10 protein-coding genes and 1 pseudogene are annotated in these 16,678 nt (G+C 39.8%); all 11 read left to right on the forward strand.

Going from position 1 to position 16,678, the window contains the following annotated elements:
* Positions 1 to 236: 236 nt before the first annotated feature.
* The 11 genes and pseudogenes from L656_RS01000000121855 (at position 237) to L656_RS0103105 (ending at position 16,347) form a co-directional block, all read left to right on the forward strand.
* Positions 237 to 2,122: pseudogene (locus L656_RS01000000121855) on the forward strand (methyl-accepting chemotaxis protein).
* Between the two features lie 5 nt (positions 2,123 to 2,127).
* On the forward strand, positions 2,128 to 3,210 hold the full coding sequence (locus L656_RS0103055) for a GGDEF domain-containing protein (RefSeq protein WP_024598164.1): 1,083 nt from the start codon (positions 2,128 to 2,130) through the stop codon (positions 3,208 to 3,210).
* A 13-nt stretch (positions 3,211 to 3,223) separates the two neighbouring features.
* Positions 3,224 to 3,838, forward strand: coding sequence for a DsbA family protein (locus tag L656_RS0103060; protein ID WP_024598165.1), 615 nt, complete (start codon positions 3,224 to 3,226; stop codon positions 3,836 to 3,838).
* Between the two features lie 241 nt (positions 3,839 to 4,079).
* Positions 4,080 to 4,832, forward strand: coding sequence for a DUF3450 domain-containing protein (locus tag L656_RS0103070; protein ID WP_024598166.1), 753 nt, complete (start codon positions 4,080 to 4,082; stop codon positions 4,830 to 4,832).
* Between the two features lie 10 nt (positions 4,833 to 4,842).
* Positions 4,843 to 6,222 carry a MotA/TolQ/ExbB proton channel family protein gene (locus L656_RS0103075; RefSeq protein ID WP_024598167.1) on the forward strand — a complete coding sequence of 460 codons (1,380 nt, stop codon included), beginning with the start codon at positions 4,843 to 4,845 and terminating at the stop codon, positions 6,220 to 6,222.
* Between the two features lie 3 nt (positions 6,223 to 6,225).
* Positions 6,226 to 6,753, forward strand: a complete 528-nt coding sequence (locus L656_RS0103080; protein ID WP_024591043.1) for a MotA/TolQ/ExbB proton channel family protein — start codon at positions 6,226 to 6,228, stop codon at positions 6,751 to 6,753.
* A gap of 54 nt (positions 6,754 to 6,807) precedes the next feature.
* Positions 6,808 to 7,218, forward strand: coding sequence for an ExbD/TolR family protein (locus tag L656_RS0103085; protein ID WP_024591042.1), 411 nt, complete (start codon positions 6,808 to 6,810; stop codon positions 7,216 to 7,218).
* 9 nt (positions 7,219 to 7,227) lie between these two features.
* Positions 7,228 to 7,833 (forward strand): energy transducer TonB, encoded by a 606-nt coding sequence (locus tag L656_RS0103090; RefSeq protein WP_024598168.1) that lies wholly within the window; start codon positions 7,228 to 7,230, stop codon positions 7,831 to 7,833.
* 45 nt (positions 7,834 to 7,878) lie between these two features.
* Positions 7,879 to 9,207: a tetratricopeptide repeat protein gene (locus L656_RS0103095; protein WP_024598169.1), complete on the forward strand. Its 1,329-nt coding sequence runs from the start codon at positions 7,879 to 7,881 to the stop codon at positions 9,205 to 9,207.
* Positions 9,208 to 9,491: 284 nt separating this feature from the next.
* A complete protein-coding gene (locus L656_RS0103100) occupies positions 9,492 to 13,580 on the forward strand; it encodes a hypothetical protein (RefSeq protein WP_024598170.1) in 4,089 nt (1,362 codons plus the stop codon).
* Between the two features lie 64 nt (positions 13,581 to 13,644).
* Positions 13,645 to 16,347 carry a TonB-dependent receptor domain-containing protein gene (locus L656_RS0103105; RefSeq protein ID WP_024598171.1) on the forward strand — a complete coding sequence of 901 codons (2,703 nt, stop codon included), beginning with the start codon at positions 13,645 to 13,647 and terminating at the stop codon, positions 16,345 to 16,347.
* Positions 16,348 to 16,678 lie beyond the last annotated feature (331 nt).

The following is a 16,678-nucleotide window of genomic DNA, read 5'->3' on the forward strand; positions in this document are numbered from 1 at the left end:
AATACGTATTCAGTCACTTATAAACCTATATTTAATAGGAACGTTCCACAAGTAATTAATATGAGTCATAACTTATTTCAATATTAGTCAGTTACCCCCTACAGCCTTTTGTTTTTTAATCCTTTATCCTTATTTTTATCTAATAATCTAGTCGCAAGCCTTATTTATTAGGACATTTTGCTAAATTTTTGCTAAAACTGTATGGATAATAAAGATAAATAATAAAAAGGATGTATATGCTTAACTCGTTGAAATTTACTTCCAAAGTGACTATTGCAGCCTCTTTAATTTTGGTTTTGGTGCTAGGGTTATTTACTTTTAATAACTACATTGCAATGCGCAAGCAAACAGAGCAGCAGTTAAGCCTAGTATTACAACAAAACTCAGAATCTGTTTCACAAAATATAGCGAGTTGGTTAAATGCAAAGTTGGCGATTGTTATATCAATAGCTAAAACCCACAAAGCTAATGATTCTAAAGCACTCACCCTTTCACAATTAAATACTGCAGAACTTGCCGGAAGCTTTAAAAATACCTATATCGGTAAATCCAGCGGCACGTTTATATTAAACGATCAATCTGTCGTTTTACCTGCTGATTTTGATGCGACCTCTCGGCCTTGGTACAAATTAGTCGAAAACAAATCAAATACCGCTTTTACAACTCCCTATATTGATGTAACAACTAACGAGCTTACAATCTCAGCGGTAGTACCCATTTTACAAAATGGGCAGTTTAGCGGCGTTGCAGGTGCCGATATTGATATGCAAACTGTAACTAAAATTATCAACGATATTGATTTTTTAGGTCTTGGTTATGGTTTTTTACTCGATAACAAAGGTCAAGTGTTAAGCCATCCTAATGCTAAGTTAAACTTAAAAAATACAGCAGATATTTTTGGTACTAATACGCCCTTGCAAAGTGAGTTTACCCAATACGAAATAAACGGAGAGTCTAAACTTATCTCGTTTACAAAAATTAGTGGCATTGAAAATGTAGATTGGTACCTAGGTGTTGTTATAGATAAAGATAAAGCGTATGTCAGCGTTTCTAACTTTGGCCAAACTGCGGCTGTTTTTATGGTGATAGGGATCATTGCTATCATTATTATGATGCAGCTTTTATTACGCTATTTAATGCAGCCTATGAACCGTTTAAATGATGCCATTAAAGATATAGCACAAGGCGAAGGCGATTTAACAAGGCGTCTAACCGTTGAAAATGATGATGAGTTTGGCGACTTAAGTCATTCATTTAATATTTTCATCGAAAAAATTCAGCATTCAATAGATCAAGTAAAAGAGTCCACTGAGCAATTAGATACAGCTATTGAGAGCTTGGTATCACAAACACATTCATCACTGTCTATGTATGATGATCAAAGTAAACGAACCGATAGCGTTGCAGCGGCTATTAATCAGTTTTCAGCTACATCAATGGATATTTCAAGTAATGCAGAGAGTGCTTCGCAGCTTGCTAAAAATGCAGATGAGCACTCAACACAAAACCAAGAAGCATTAAGCCACAGTGTTGCAACCATCCACCAGCTTTCAGCTAATATGGAGAAAGCTCAGCAAACTATAAACAGTTTAAATACACACACAACCAGTATTGGGCAAGTGCTTGAAGTTATTAAAGGTGTAAGCGAGCAAACTAATCTATTGGCACTCAATGCAGCAATAGAANTAGAGCAGGAGAGGCAGGACGCGGTTTTGCCGTTGTAGCAGATGAAGTACGCCAATTAGCACACCGCACTCAACAATCAACGCAAGAAATTGAAGACACGGTGAGCCAGTTACAAAAAGGCTCAAACCTTGCTGTAGAGCTTATGAAAACAAGCCTTCAAGACAGTGAAAAAAGCGTACAACAAGCAGATGCCGTCGGCAATTTAATGAGTCATGTTATTCAAGCTATTAAGCAAATTAACGATGCAAATCATTCTGTGGCCAGTGCAACAGATGAGCAAAACCAAGTTGTTAAGTTATTAGATACTGATATTCAAACAATTAGTGCGCTTTCTATACAAGGCAAGGCTAACTTAAATGACACGCTTAACGAATGTACCAAACTAAAACAGCAGTTTAGTGCCTTAGAAAATATGGTTCAAAAGTTTAAAGTATAAAATTAATGACTAAAAAAAATGTGAATAAACCAAATTGGCTCAGTCTAATAAATATCGACAGTGTTTATAGCTCAGACATGCAACGCAAAGCGTTTTCTTTATTTACCATGATTGGGATATCAATTGTGGTGATTGCTGTACTCGTGTTTTTGAATTATAAGGTTTACTCACCGATACTCACCGCTTCATTAATTATCGTTAACATTACAAATATAAGCTGTTCTATCTACTTTATAAAAACAGGTAATCTTCAAGTAGTGGCATTAATAAGTATGAGCATTGTGTGCATGATGTTTGTTGCACTTGTTTATACCGGTGGTAAAGACAACACCGCGCTATATTGGCTAATGTTTTATCCAGTAGTAACGTTTGCATCTTTAGGGGTCAGACTAGGTGCTTGGTTAGGTTTTACTTTACTGTTTTCTTGTATTGTTATTTTATACGGCCCTGACTTTGGTCAAGTTAGCTATGGCGATGTAGAAAAAACACGATTTATAGCGTCATTTTTTATGGTGTTTTTATTCTCATTTATTGGTGAGTATTTTAGACATAAAAGCCACATGGCTATTGCCGATATTACGCTAGAGCAAAAACAACATGCGTACACAGATCCCCTTACTGGCATGGCAAACAGACGCTTTATTACCTCTCATTTTTTAAAGCTTGCCCAAACACGCCCAGATCAGTACTTACCTTTTTCAATTTTGTTAATTGATTTAGATAACTTCAAATCTTTAAACGATACGCATGGTCACGACTTCGGTGATACGGTATTGATTGAATTTACCAAGCTCCTTGAATCTCAGTTTTTGGCAACTGCGTTAAAAGCGCGTTATGGTGGTGAGGAGTTTGTTGTTATTTTACCGCAGGTTACTGTTCCTACAGCCACTGTAATTGCAAACAAATTTCGAGAGGCTGTCGCAGGGCACGTTATATTTACCGATGATAAGCAGCGTATTTCGATCACCTGTAGTATTGGTATTTCCCAAGTAAATAAAGTAACTGATTATGATGATTCATTAAAACAAGCAGATGAAGCTCTTTATAGTGCAAAGGCTGCTGGTCGTAATAGAGTCGTCTCGAACTAGTTGAAGGATTAATATGTCTCAAAGTAAATTAATATATGTTCATGACCCTATGTGTAGTTGGTGCTGGGGTTACTCACCAACCTGGCTTAAGCTAAAATCAGAGCTTGCTGGTAAAGTAGCAATTGAATATAAAGTAGGTGGATTAGCACCTGATAGCCAAGACCCAATGCCACAAAATATGAAAGAGATGCTTGAGGGTACTTGGCATAAAATTTCAGCGCAGTTAGGTACCCAATTTAATTATGATTTTTGGCGTAATTGCCAACCTAGGCGTTCAACGTATCCCGCATGTAGAGCCGCACTTATAGCGCGTAAAACAGATAAAGAAGTTGAAATGGTGGCTGCAATTCAACATGCTTATTACTTAAACGCGCAAAACCCGTCTGATGAAAGTACATTAATTAGTTTGGCTGAAAAAGTTGGCTTAGATAAAAATGAGTTTACTGCGCAGCTAGCATCAAGTGAGCTTAATGATGAACTTAAAGAAGAGTTGTCTTTCGTTCGTACGTTACCTATTCAAGGGTTTCCCTCACTCGTGCTTATAAAAGACAATAAAGCACACCCAATAGAAATTAATTATACCGATTGGCACTATTCCCTTAATCAAATTAATTCAATTTTAAAATAACCCAGCTTGTTTATAGGGCATTTGGTTAACAAATGCTCTTATCATCTTAAAAATCTCCTCGTAAGTCTTAATTGTTACCATTGTCATAAAAGCGACTTTTTTGCGCAACATCCTTGTCATGTTACATCTATAAACTCCTGCTCATTGAAATTATTAAGTCATAAATTATTTATATAACAAAATTTATGACCTAAGAAAACAAACTAGCAAATCCGCTAACTAACGAGTAAAGGTGTATGCGATGAAAGGCGTTAAACCATTAATCTTAGCTGGTATTGTGGCCGCAAGTGCAGCAGTACACGCAAACGATTTAGATAAGGTTATTGATAAAAGCAGTGAAATTAATAAATCAGCTGCGCAATCACAAACAAAAATAGACATGATTGCAGATTCAATGCAAGGGCGTTTACAGCAGTTTAAAACCCTCAATAAAGAAATTGACGGTTTAGCTGTTTACAACGCTCAGCTAACTAAACAGTTAAATAATCAAATAGAAGAGATGGAATCTTTAAACCTGTCAATGGATCAGGTTTCTATTATTGAACGTCAAATTACACCTTTAATGATGCGTATGATCACAGGCCTTGAGCAGTTTGTATCACTCGACGTGCCATTTCTACAAGACGAGCGTGCAAAACGTTTAGCCTCATTAAAAACCATGATGGATCGCGCTGATATCGCCTCAAGCGAGAAATTTCGCCGTGTTTTGGAAGCTTATCAAGTGGAAGTTGATTACGGGCGTACCATTGAAGCATATACCGCTCTATTAGAAGTCAGTGGTAAAGAGCGAGAAGTAGACTTTTTACGCATTGGTCGTTTAGAGCTTATTTATTTAACGCGCGATGGCAAGCAAGCAGGTAGTTGGGATACAGACACAAAAACGTTTGTAGCGCTTCCTGACTCTACTATAAGCCAAATTAACAAAGGTCTTCGCATAGCGCGTAAGCAACTTGCCCCAGATATGTTAACTCTGCCAGTACACGCAGCAGAATAAGAGGTTAAAAATGAAATTGTTTACTCAAATGACAAAAAAGGCTCTTTTTGCTGCAAGCCTTACACTAAGCCTAGGTTTTACAGGTAATAGTATCGCGGCAGAGTCAATGAATCTTGACTCGTTACTTAAATCAATTGAAGACGGGAAATCGGTTCAAAGCGCACAAAACAAGCAACGAGAGCAAGAATTTACCTCGCGTCAAAACGAACAAGTGCAAATGCTAAAAGATACACAAGCAAAACGCAGTCAAATGCTTGGTGAATCAGAGCGATTAGAAACACAGTTTGAAGAAAACGAAGTTAAGCTTGCTAATTTAACTGACACTTTATCAAAGCGTATGGGATCACTTAAAGAATTATATGGTGTTCTTCAGCAAGTTGCTGGTGATTCAAGCAATAAATTTGCAACATCGGTTGTATCGGCAGAAATTCCGGGGCGAAGTGCTTTTATGGACGATCTCGCTCAAAAAATGGGTTCAACATCAAAGCTTGCTTCAATCGACGATATTGAAAAAGTGTGGTACGAGCTGCAACGCGAAATGACCGAGCAAGGCAAAGTAAGTCGCTTTAATACTACGGTTATAGTCGAAGGTGGTAATAAAGCACAGCAAGAAGTTGTTCGCGTAGGTGCTTTTAACCTTGTATCGGGCGGTAAGTATTTAGAATACAACCCAGGTACGAATACACTAAGCGAACTAACTCGCCAACCAGTATCGCGTTACACATCAACAGCGGGCGATTTACAAGACGCTAAGACAGGTGTTGTGCAATTTGCACTTGACCCAACAGGTGGTTCAATTTTAGGTTTACTCGTTCAAGCCCCAGATACAGCAGAGCAAGTACATCAAGGTGGCGCTGTTGGTTACGTAATCTTAGGTGTAGGTTTACTTGCATTATTAATTGCAATTGAGCGTTTTGTATCGCTATTACTTGTTGGTGGGAAAATTCGCCGCCAGCTAAAAGACAGCGTAGCGAGAGATGACAATCCACTAGGTCGTGTTATGAAAGTTAAAGACGACTACCCAAATGTTGCCTACGACACGTTAGAGCTTAAATTAAGCGAAGCTATTTTACGCGAAATGCCAAAAATTACGCGTAACTTAACACTTATCAAAATTATATCGGTAGTTGCACCGCTATTAGGTTTACTTGGTACGGTAACCGGTATGATCAATACCTTCCAAGCAATTACACTATTTGGTACTGGCGACCCTAAATTAATGGCGGGTGGTATTTCTCAAGCATTAGTAACAACCGTATTAGGCTTAGTTGTTGCAATACCAACCGTATTTATTTACACGCTACTTAATACTCGCTCAAAAGGTTTACTGCTTATATTACAAGAGCAAAGCGCCGGTATTATTGCAGAGCGTAGTGAGAAAGGAGAATAAGCCATGGTGCTATTGATTGACTCAATCAATGCTATCCGTGATTTTCTCGACACTGGTGGCCAAGTTCTCTTGGTCATTGGGGTGTTAATCTTCGCGATGTGGTTATTGATACTCGAGCGATTTATTTATTTTTTTAATGGTTTTCGTGGTTATAAAAAAGACGCTAAAAGCACATGGAGTTCTCGCTGTGAGCGTAACAGCTGGAATGCAGAGCAAATTCGTCAAGCGATGATCTCGCGTGCAAGTATGCGCCTAAATACTAATTTACCGCTTATTAACGTAATGGTTGCGTTATGCCCGTTACTTGGCTTATTGGGCACAGTAACAGGAATGATTGAAGTATTTGATGTGATGGCAATTACAGGCACAGGCAGTGCGCGCTCAATGGCATCGGGTGTATCTAAAGCAACTATTCCAACAATGGCGGGTATGGTAGGTGCGTTATCGGGTGTATTTGCATCAACGTATTTACAACGCAAAGCCAAGCGAGAAGTAGAGCTACTACAAGACAGCATGGTTTTAGACCATTAAGCAAAATTTTGATAAGCGGCCCATTTAAAGCCGTTCATCCTAGGAGAATAAAAAATGAGAGCCCCTTTAGGTAATTTAATGCAAGAAGACGAAGCTGAAGAAATAAACATGACACCTATGTTAGATGTTGTATTTATCATGCTTATTTTCTTTATTGTTACAGCGTCGTTTGTAAAAGAATCGGGTATTGACGTAAACCGCCCTGAAGCAGCAACAGCTGTTAAAAAAGAACGTGCAAACATATTAGTGGCGATTTCTGACACGGGTGAAATTTGGATTAACAAACGTCAAATTGATATACGTGCAGTGCAAGCCAATATTGAGCGTTTAAAAGCTGAAAACCCGCAAGGTAGTGTTGTTATTCAAGCTGACAAAAAATCAACAACCGATACTTTAATAAAAGTAATGGATGCAGCACGCGCAGCAGGCGTGTTTGATGTGTCGATTGCGGCTCAAGAAGCATAAGGGCAGGCAATGCGTTATTTAGTAGCATTAGTAATAGCCGGTGTAGTGACCTTTATGTTGTTTTTAGGCATGCAGGCACTTATTACTGGTGGCGAAGGTGTAATGAGTGAACCCGCCAAGGGTAATGTTCTTGATTTTGTAAGGCTTAAAAAAGAAGAAAGCGTGCAAAAAAAAGAACGCAAACCACAAAAACCACCAACGCCTAAAGAGCCACCTCCGCCAATGGAATCGCCGCAAATGCAAAATAGCGACGCGACTGCGAACGCTAATAACTTCGACTTTGGCGCCAATGTGGATGCAGATGTAAATTTAGCCGGTGGTTTAGCGCTTGAAACAAGTGATGGTGAGTATTTACCTATTGTTAAAGTGGCGCCTGTTTATCCTCGTCGCGCATTATCACGTGGCATTGAAGGCTACGTTATTGTTGAATTTACAGTAACTAAGCAAGGTACGGTGCGAGACCCACAAGTGATTAAAGCAGAGCCTGAGTCTCTCTTTGATATAGCGGCGATGGATGCAGCCCTTAAATTTAAATATAAACCGCGCGTAGTAAATGGTGAAGCCGTTGAAGTTGCGGGTGTTCAGAACAAAATATCTTTCCAAATTAGCGGTTAATTTAGTAATTAACCACGAGTAAACGGACAGAAATGCGAGGCGATTATGAAATTACTACCTACAGCTAAATTTTTAAAATTAACACTATTTTGTACTGCTGCAGTAAGTACAAGTATAGTTGCACCAAGTGCCCTAAGCCTAATGCCAGGGTTAAATGTAGCTACGGCATATGCAGAGCAAGAGCAAAAAACAAAACGTGTCCCAGCGCTACGTGAAAAGGTTTATAGTCAACTGGCTCGTGCCCAAAAACTTGCTGACGATGGCGATGTTAAAGGCGGACTTGAAGCGCTCGATAGCATTAAAGAACGAGCCTCGAGTATGAATTCGTACGAAGTTGCAATGATGCATAATTTTTATGGATTTATTTATTACAACGAAAACGATTTACCAAAAGCGATAGCTTCGTTTGAAAAGGTCGTAGCAGAGGAGGCCATTCCTGAATCGCTTCGTTTAAGTACTACCTTTAGTTTGGCGCAACTAGCTATGGCTAATAGTGATTACACTAAAGTTATCGCATTTTTAGATGACTGGGACAGTATTAACACTAAGCCTAAAACAGAAGGCTATTACTTGCTAAGGGCTCAAACATACTATCAGTTAAAGGATTATAAAAAAGGGCTTGAGTATATCTCCCAAGTTATCTCCTTAAGTGATAGCGAAGGTAAAACCCCTAAGGAAAACTGGTTAGTACTACAGCGTGCCATGTACTACTCACTTAATCAAACTGACAAAGTTGTTGAAGTACTTGAGCGCATGGTAAAGCTTTATAACAAACCTGAGTACTGGGTACAATTATCGGGTATGTATGGCGAAACTGGGCAAGAAAAAAAGCAGCTAGCAATTATTGAGGCGGCTTACCAGCAAGGTTTTTTAACGTCTAAATCTGATCTACGCCAATTAGCGCAAGTGTATTTATATAACGGTTTGGCTTACAAAGCAGGCGTTGTAATGAGTAAAGCGATTAAAGAAGGTGTCGCAGAGCAAAACGCTAAAAACTATGCCTTTATAGCTGAGGCGATGATCCAAGCAAAAGAAGACGAAAAATCAATAGAATACTTTGTAAAAGCAGCTGATTTATCATCCAGTGGTAAGTATGACCAACGCTTAGCTGAAGTGTATGTTAACACTGAGCAATACGAGGAAGCGGCCGACGCAGCGCGTAAAGCACTTGATAAAGGCTCACTTGATTTTGAATCAAATGCATTTGTTGCCTTGGGTATGGCTCAGTACAACTTACAAAATTTTGATGCATCAATTTTAGCGTTCGAACAGGCAGAAAAACATAAAAAATCACAGCGTTTAGCACAACAATGGATTAAATATGTAAAGCGCGAGAAAGTGCATGCAGAAACATTAAGAACGGCACTGCTTTAAGCTTTAGTAATAACGTTTAAAAATAATTTCATAATCGCAAATCCAAACCACACTATTTTTAGTGTGGTTTTTTTATGTTTTTAATAAATTAACTACTTGAATTTTATGCAAATAACTTTGTCATCTTATGTTTATTAAAGTGTAACTGTAATGTCATATAGCTACCGTAAGGTAGGCGCTGCTGATAACTCAAGTGACCTTAAAGCATTACTTAATGTTTTAAGGTGACTTGAGTTTATTTAAAGCACTTAACAAAATAATTAAATACTTTAACGGAGTGAACAATGAAATTATCTGACTTATTTAAAGTTAGTTTGATTGCAACTGCAATATCATTAGCGGGTTGTGGTGGTGACTTAGTAGTATCTGAAGGCGACACAACAATAAATGAAGGCGACACAGTTACTAATGTTGTTGAAGGTGGCAGTGATACAGTAGATGAAACATCATCGCGTGATGATTCTCAAAATGGAACTACGGGTTTTCCTGCTGATATCGACAATGCACTTGTTCAAGGCTTAGCAACGGATGTCTCAAGTGAATTTCCAGCAATAACAGATAAACCAGTGTATCGCTTAAGTGCTGATACAACATTGATTGCTGATGTTTCATTAACTAATGATGCACATTGGATTGTGAGTGGTCGTACTGCTGTGGGTAATGACCGTGCAGATAGTACAACGCTTTATATTCAGCAAGGTACAACGATTATTGGTGAGTCAGGTGATGACTTTTTAGTTGTGCGTCGAGGTTCACAAATTGAATCAGTAGGCACTGCAAGCCAGCCAATTACGATGACATCAATTCAAGATGTTACGGGTAGCGAGACAGCAATTGGCCAATGGGGTGGTTTGGTATTACTTGGTAATGCACCTGCAAACTCATGTGGAGACCAACAAGGTGAAGCAACAGCAGACGAACTTGCTAACTGTGGCGTGTCAGCTGAAGGTGATGCAGGTCAGTTCGGTGGAAATATCAGTGATGATAATTCAGGTACTCTAAAATATGTACTTGTTAAGCAAGCAGGTAAAACGCTTGGTAATGGTGATGAGTTAAATGGTATTACATTTGCCGGTGTTGGCTCTGCAACTACGGTTGATTATATCCAGGTTCATGAAAACCTTGATGACGGTATCGAGTTTTTTGGTGGTACGGTTAATGTAAGTAATGTAGTGCTGACTAACATTGGTGATGATTCACTTGATTGGTCTTTTGGTTGGACGGGTTCGGCTACTAATGTTTACATTCAACAAGCCGCTAACGTAGGCGATAACGCTATTGAAGCTGATAACTCTGAGTTTGATTCAAGCGCCACGCCATTAACACTGCCTACTATATCTAACGTAACAATCGTCGGTGCAGAAGGTAATAATGGTATTCGTCTACGCGCTGGTACTGCGGGCGCTCTTAAAAATGTATTTGTAACGGGTCCTGCTACTTACGAAAACTGTTTACGTGTAGGGTCTGATTCAGTTCCTCGCGCTGAAGATGGCACACTAACGATTGTAAACTCTATTGTGGCGTGTCAAACAACGGCAAATAATTTTGGTAGTGAAGTAATTAACGGTGGCGACGTACAATCTTGGTTTGAAGGACAAGATGGTAACCAAGTACTTACGCCTGCAGAGCTTATGCTTGCTGATGACGGTTACACGCCACTTGCTGGTTCACCGCTTATCGCAAATGGTCAAATTGGTGCTTTTGATGGTTCAACTAATTGGATGGAAGGTTGGACTGTCGGTATTAATGGCGGCTTCCCTACTGATATTGATAACGCGCTTGCACAAGGCTTAGCATTAGATGTTTCTAGTGAATTTCCAGCAATTACAGATAAACCAGTATACCGTTTAACTGAAGATACAACGTTCACAGCAGATGTAACGCTTACTAACGATGCACATTGGATTTTAAATGGTCGTACTGCAGTTGGTAATGACCGTGCAGATGCAACTATATTATATGTTCAAGCGGGTACAACGCTAATTGGTGAAACAGGTGATGACTTTTTAGTTGTACGTCGTGGTTCACAAATTAATGCCAATGGTAATGCAACTGCGCCAATCACTATGACATCTATTCAAGATGTAACAGGCGCTGAAACAACGATTGGTCAATGGGGCGGCTTAGTATTATTAGGTAATGCACCCGCTAACTCGTGTGGCGATCAAACCGGTGAAACGACAGCTGAAGAATTAGCTAACTGTGGTGTATCAGCTGAGGGTGACGCTGGTCAGTTTGGTGGTGATATTATCGATGATAACTCAGGTGTTCTTCGTTATATTGTTGTTAAACATGCAGGTAAAACGCTGGGTAATGGCGATGAACTTAACGGTATCTCATTTGCAGGTGTTGGTTCACAAACGAAAGTTGAATACATTCAAATTCACCAAAACCTAGATGATGGTGTTGAGTTTTTTGGTGGCACAGTTAATGTTCGTAACATTGTACTAACTGATATTGGCGACGATGCATTCGATTGGTCATTTGGTTGGTCGGGTCGTGCACAAAATATCTATATTCAACAAAGTTCAGTTGAGGGTGATAACGCAATAGAAGCTGATAACTCAGAATTCGATTCAAATGCGACACCATTGACTAAACCACTAATTTCTAACGTAACAATTGTAGGTGCTGATGGTACTAACGGTGTTCGTTTACGTGCAGGGACAGCGGGCGTTCTACGAAATGTTGTTATAACGGGCCCTGAAGGTTACTCAAACTGTTTACGTGTAGGCTCAGACTCTGCTGCTAATGCAGAATCGGGTGAGTTGTCTATCGAAAACTCAGCTGTTGCATGTAGTGAAGATAATAACTTTGGTTCACAAGCAATTGGTAGTGGCAATGTGCAGTCTTGGTTTGAAGGTCAAACGGGCAACTTAACGCTTACGGCTTCAGCACTTAATTTAGCGACAGACGGCTTTACACCAAAATCGGGTTCACCTTTATTAGGTGCTGGTGGGGATTCATCTGAGCTTGACTCGTTCTTTACCAAAACAGATTACATCGGCGCATTCGATGGCGATAATAATTGGATGGATGGTTGGACAGTTGCTATTACACCAAGCTTTCCTGACGATATTGCTAATGCATTAGCACAAGGACTTGCAACAGATGTTTCTGCTAGCTTCCCTACAATTACAGACAAACCTGTATATCAATTAACCTCTGATGTTGTATTTACATCTGATGTAACACTGACTAACGATGCGCATTGGATTTTAAAAGGACGTACAGCCGTTGGTAATGACCGCGCTGACAACACAACACTTTATGTTCAGTTTGGTACAACATTAATTGGTGAGTCGGGTGATGACTTCTTAGTTGTTCGCCGTGGTTCTAAAATTGAAGCGGTAGGCAGTGTAAATCAACCAATTACTATGACGTCAATCCAGGATATGACGGGAGGCGAAACTACGATTGGTCAATGGGGCGGTTTAGTATTATTGGGTAATGCACCTGCTAACTCATGTGGCGACCAACAAGGTGAAGCTACCGCAGAAGAACTTGCCAGTTGTGGTGTGTCTGCTGAAGGTGACGCAGGCCAGTTCGGTGGTAATGACCCTGAAGATAATTCAGGTACGCTAAAGTATGTTGCAGTTAAGCAAGCGGGTAAAACGCTGGGTAATGGCGATGAACTTAACGGTATTACACTTGCGGGTGTTGGTCGTCAGACTGAACTAGATTACATTCACGTTCATGAAAATCTAGACGATGGTGTTGAATTTTTTGGTGGTACTGCAAATATTAGTCACCTTGTTTTAACAAGCATAGGCGATGATTCACTTGATTGGTCGTTCGGTTGGACGGGTAAAGCGCAATATGTACTGATTAAACAATCAGACTCTGAGGGCGACAATGCAATTGAAGCTGATAACTCTGAGTTTGATTCAAGTGCAACGCCACTAACAATGCCAACTATCTCTAACGTAACAATTATTGGTAATGTTGGTGTAAATGGTATCCGCTTACGTGCAGGTACTGCGGGTATGCTTAAAAACGTAGTGGTTACAGGTGGTGCAGACTATTCAAACTGTTTACGAGTAGGCTCTGATTCAGCGCCGCGAGCAGAGGACGGTACATTAACTGTTACTCACTCCATCGTTGCGTGTGAAACCGCTAACAACTTTGGTACCCAAGCAATTGGTACAGGTAATGTTGAATCTTGGTTCTTAGGACAAACAGGTAATTCAGTTCAAGTAGCCGCTGACCTTGGGCTAGCAGATAATGGCTATATGCCAACTGCTGAGTCGTTATTACTTGGTAATGGCTTTGATTCATCAAGCTTAGATAGTTACTTTGATTCTGTAGATTACATTGGTGCGATGGATGCACAAACAGACTGGACAGCAGGTTGGGTAAAAGTAGGCCTTTAACCCAAACCACATTATAGCCGAGCGAAAGCTCGGCTAATGTCTTGTTTTGTTTCGGAGTATAAAAATGAAATCTTTTAAACCCTCTACACTTGCTTTATCAAAGTTAAACTACGCTGTAATGGCTGCGTTACTTGGTTTATCAGTAAATACAGCTACGGCTGCTGAGCAGCAAGTAGAAGAGCAAGAAATAGAAGAAGTTGTTGCTGTAGGGCAACGATTAAAGGGCAGTGCGGGTGCTGTACTGCAAGAACGTCAAAACCAAGCGTTTGTTGCTGATATTATGGGTGCAGACCAAATATCACGTACTGGTGATGGCGATGCTGCCTCTGCACTTCGCCGTGTTACTGGTTTAACGTTAGTCGATGGCAAATTTATTTATGTGCGTGGTTTAGGTGAACGCTATTCTAGTACTCAGCTAAATAGCATGTATGTACCAAGCCCTGATCCTACTCGCTCAGTGGTTCCTTTGGATTTATTTCCATCTGAAATTATTGAAAGCTTGAGTGTACAAAAGTCATTTTCACCGGATATGCCAGCTCATTTTGGTGGTGGTAATGTAAATATTCGCACTAAATCAATTCCTTCTGACTTTTTATTAAAAGTACAAGTGGGTACATCGTACAATACTTCTAATAGCGATACCGGTTACTTTTACAGTGGCGGTGATGATGACTGGATGGGTCGAGATGATGGTTCGCGAGCATTATCGGATGTGTTTACTACTGCGCTTACCAGTGATGCTGGTCTTGAGGGCAATATAAACACTACGTTAGCTGAGCGTAAAAACCTGATTCAATCGCTTGATTGGGATGTAGGTATTTCAGAAAAGGATGTTGACCCTGCTATGAACTTCTCTATTGCCTTAGGTGATAGATTTGAAAGTGAGGTCGGTACTTTTGGTGTGCTTGCAGCCGTATCTTACGATAACGAGTGGGAAGTAGTTCAAGAGCAAAGCGGCTCAAGCCTTGGTAGCTTAGGCTGTGAAGACAAATGTTTTGCCCAGTATTACGATGGTACATCGACTGAGCAAAATGTACGTTGGAGCGGCACATTAAATTTAGGATATGAGTTAAACTCAAACCATAAGTTTGAGCTTACTAATATTGCACTTCATGACATGAGTGACCGCGTACGTAACCGCGATTACTTTGATGCAAATGAAACCGAAGAAGGTGTCACCGAATTACGCCGAGTAGATATTACGTACGAAGAGCGCGAAATGTTTTCGACTCAGCTTAAGGGGACGCACAACTTTCCAGAGCTAAATAATTTATTTTTTGATTGGTATGGCGGTTTAAGTCGAGCAAACCGTAATGCACCAGGTGGTTTAGATGTTGTTTATCAGCAAAACTTAGTTGATGGCGTGCTTGAATCTGAACAACTGCAAGATGTGGCTGCAACAAATATCACCCGTGAGTATCAAGTATTACACGACGATGTTGAAACATTTGGTTGGAATATGGGTATGCCTTTTTATGGTGACGGCTATGAGCTTGAGTTAAAAATAGGCGGCGATTATTCAGAGAAAAAACGTGATGCAAGTAATGTGAAGTTTGGCATTACGCACCGTGGTATAAGCGATGAGTACTCGTTCGGCTCTAACGTAAGCGATATTTTTGCTGATGAAAACACGGCGAATGACGCTTTTTATGCAAGTGTAACAGGCTCAGGTATTTTTGATGACGGCACCACTGATGGTGATAAGTACAGTGCAGCGCATAAATTAGATGCTTATTATTTTATGGCGGATTACTTCTATCAAAACACTTGGCGTTTTACTGGTGGCGTTCGATGGGAAGATTTTTCTCAAGTATCAGTCGGTTATGAAGCGCATACTAATTTCTTTGAAAATACGTTACAAGAAATCCAAGATGTAGCTATTAATGAAGATAACTTTTTTCCTTCTTTAGCTGTTACGTACATCATGGATGAAGAAATGCAATTTCGCTTAAATTTAAGTGAAACAACCATTCGTCCTGATCTACGTGATGTAAGCTCTTCTTTCTTTGTTGACCCGTTAACTGAGTTTCTGGTGAGAGGATCACCTAGTTTACAAAGTTCTAATTTAAAAAATGTAGATTTTAGGTTTGAATGGTATATGCCATCAGGTAATAACCTTTCTGTTGCATTGTTTTATAAAGACATTGAAAACCCAATTGAAATGGTTGAGCTTGCGGGCGTAGGTGGTGCATCTCCACAGTTATTAACAGCAAATGCTCAGTCGGGTAAATTGTCGGGTATTGAAGTTGATTTTTTAACTGACTTTGGCTTTATAAATAAAGATTGGTCTTCAGCATTTTTGTCAGGCAACGTTACGCTATCTGACTCAAGTGTTAATTTGGGGATTAATGATTCAGACGGTGTTGACTCACTGTTTGAAACACAGCTTAAAGAAGCCCTTGAGGCCGATACGGTATCGAATATTGTAACTAACAATGAGCGTCGTTTAGTTGGTCATTCTGAGTGGGTTGCAAACTTACAAATGGGCTATGACTCGAATGATGGGTTTCATTCTACTTCATTAATTTATAATGTGTTTGGTCCTCGTATAATTGTACCTGGTACACGTGGAAATGAAGATGCAGAAGAAAAGTCGTTTCACTCAGTTGATTTAGTTTATTCTTACTTCCCTAACTTTAACTCTAAAGTTAATTTTAAGGTTAAGAATATGCTTGGCCAAGAAAAAGAAATTGAACAAGAAGGTCTTACCCTTTGGGGACAAGACACCGGCACTGAGTTTAGTTTAAGTTATAGCTATGAGTTTTAAGCTTTATTTAAAATAAAACTCAAGGAATGAAATAGTAAACTTCACTATCTATTAGCTCTGTATTTTAATACAGAGCTTTTTTGTTTGCCCAGCGAAGCTGGCAAACCCGATAGGCTGAAAGATGCCTTATCACCCTGACTAAGGGGAAGATAATCTGAATGGCAAGGGCGTCACTGGCCAACGGTGGGGTCTGAAGGAAGCCATAAGAAGTTAGAGGTACACAACTAACCGTAACCTGTTTCGGCAGTATTGGTGGGTCAGCGTGCAAAATAGCGCAACGCCCTATACTTAGTCAGACCAATACTGTGCTTGAGGGTGGGATTTCTAACAG

It is taken from the genome of Pseudoalteromonas sp. TAE56, from assembly GCF_000497955.1.
Taxonomy (GTDB): domain Bacteria; phylum Pseudomonadota; class Gammaproteobacteria; order Enterobacterales; family Alteromonadaceae; genus Pseudoalteromonas.

Excerpts from the sequence above, each read along its gene's own strand:
- L656_RS0103055 (WP_024598164.1), top strand. The coding sequence starts at position 2,128 with ATGACTAAAAAAAATGTGAATAAACCAAATTGGCTCAGTCTAATAAAT.
- L656_RS0103060 (WP_024598165.1), top strand. The coding sequence starts at position 3,224 with ATGTCTCAAAGTAAATTAATATATGTTCATGACCCTATGTGTAGTTGG.
- L656_RS0103070 (WP_024598166.1), top strand. The coding sequence starts at position 4,080 with ATGAAAGGCGTTAAACCATTAATCTTAGCTGGTATTGTGGCCGCAAGT.
- L656_RS0103075 (WP_024598167.1), top strand. The coding sequence starts at position 4,843 with ATGAAATTGTTTACTCAAATGACAAAAAAGGCTCTTTTTGCTGCAAGC.
- L656_RS0103080 (WP_024591043.1), top strand. The coding sequence starts at position 6,226 with ATGGTGCTATTGATTGACTCAATCAATGCTATCCGTGATTTTCTCGAC.
- L656_RS0103085 (WP_024591042.1), top strand. The coding sequence starts at position 6,808 with ATGAGAGCCCCTTTAGGTAATTTAATGCAAGAAGACGAAGCTGAAGAA.
- L656_RS0103090 (WP_024598168.1), top strand. The coding sequence starts at position 7,228 with ATGCGTTATTTAGTAGCATTAGTAATAGCCGGTGTAGTGACCTTTATG.
- L656_RS0103095 (WP_024598169.1), top strand. The coding sequence starts at position 7,879 with ATGAAATTACTACCTACAGCTAAATTTTTAAAATTAACACTATTTTGT.
- L656_RS0103100 (WP_024598170.1), top strand. The coding sequence starts at position 9,492 with ATGAAATTATCTGACTTATTTAAAGTTAGTTTGATTGCAACTGCAATA.
- L656_RS0103105 (WP_024598171.1), top strand. The coding sequence starts at position 13,645 with ATGAAATCTTTTAAACCCTCTACACTTGCTTTATCAAAGTTAAACTAC.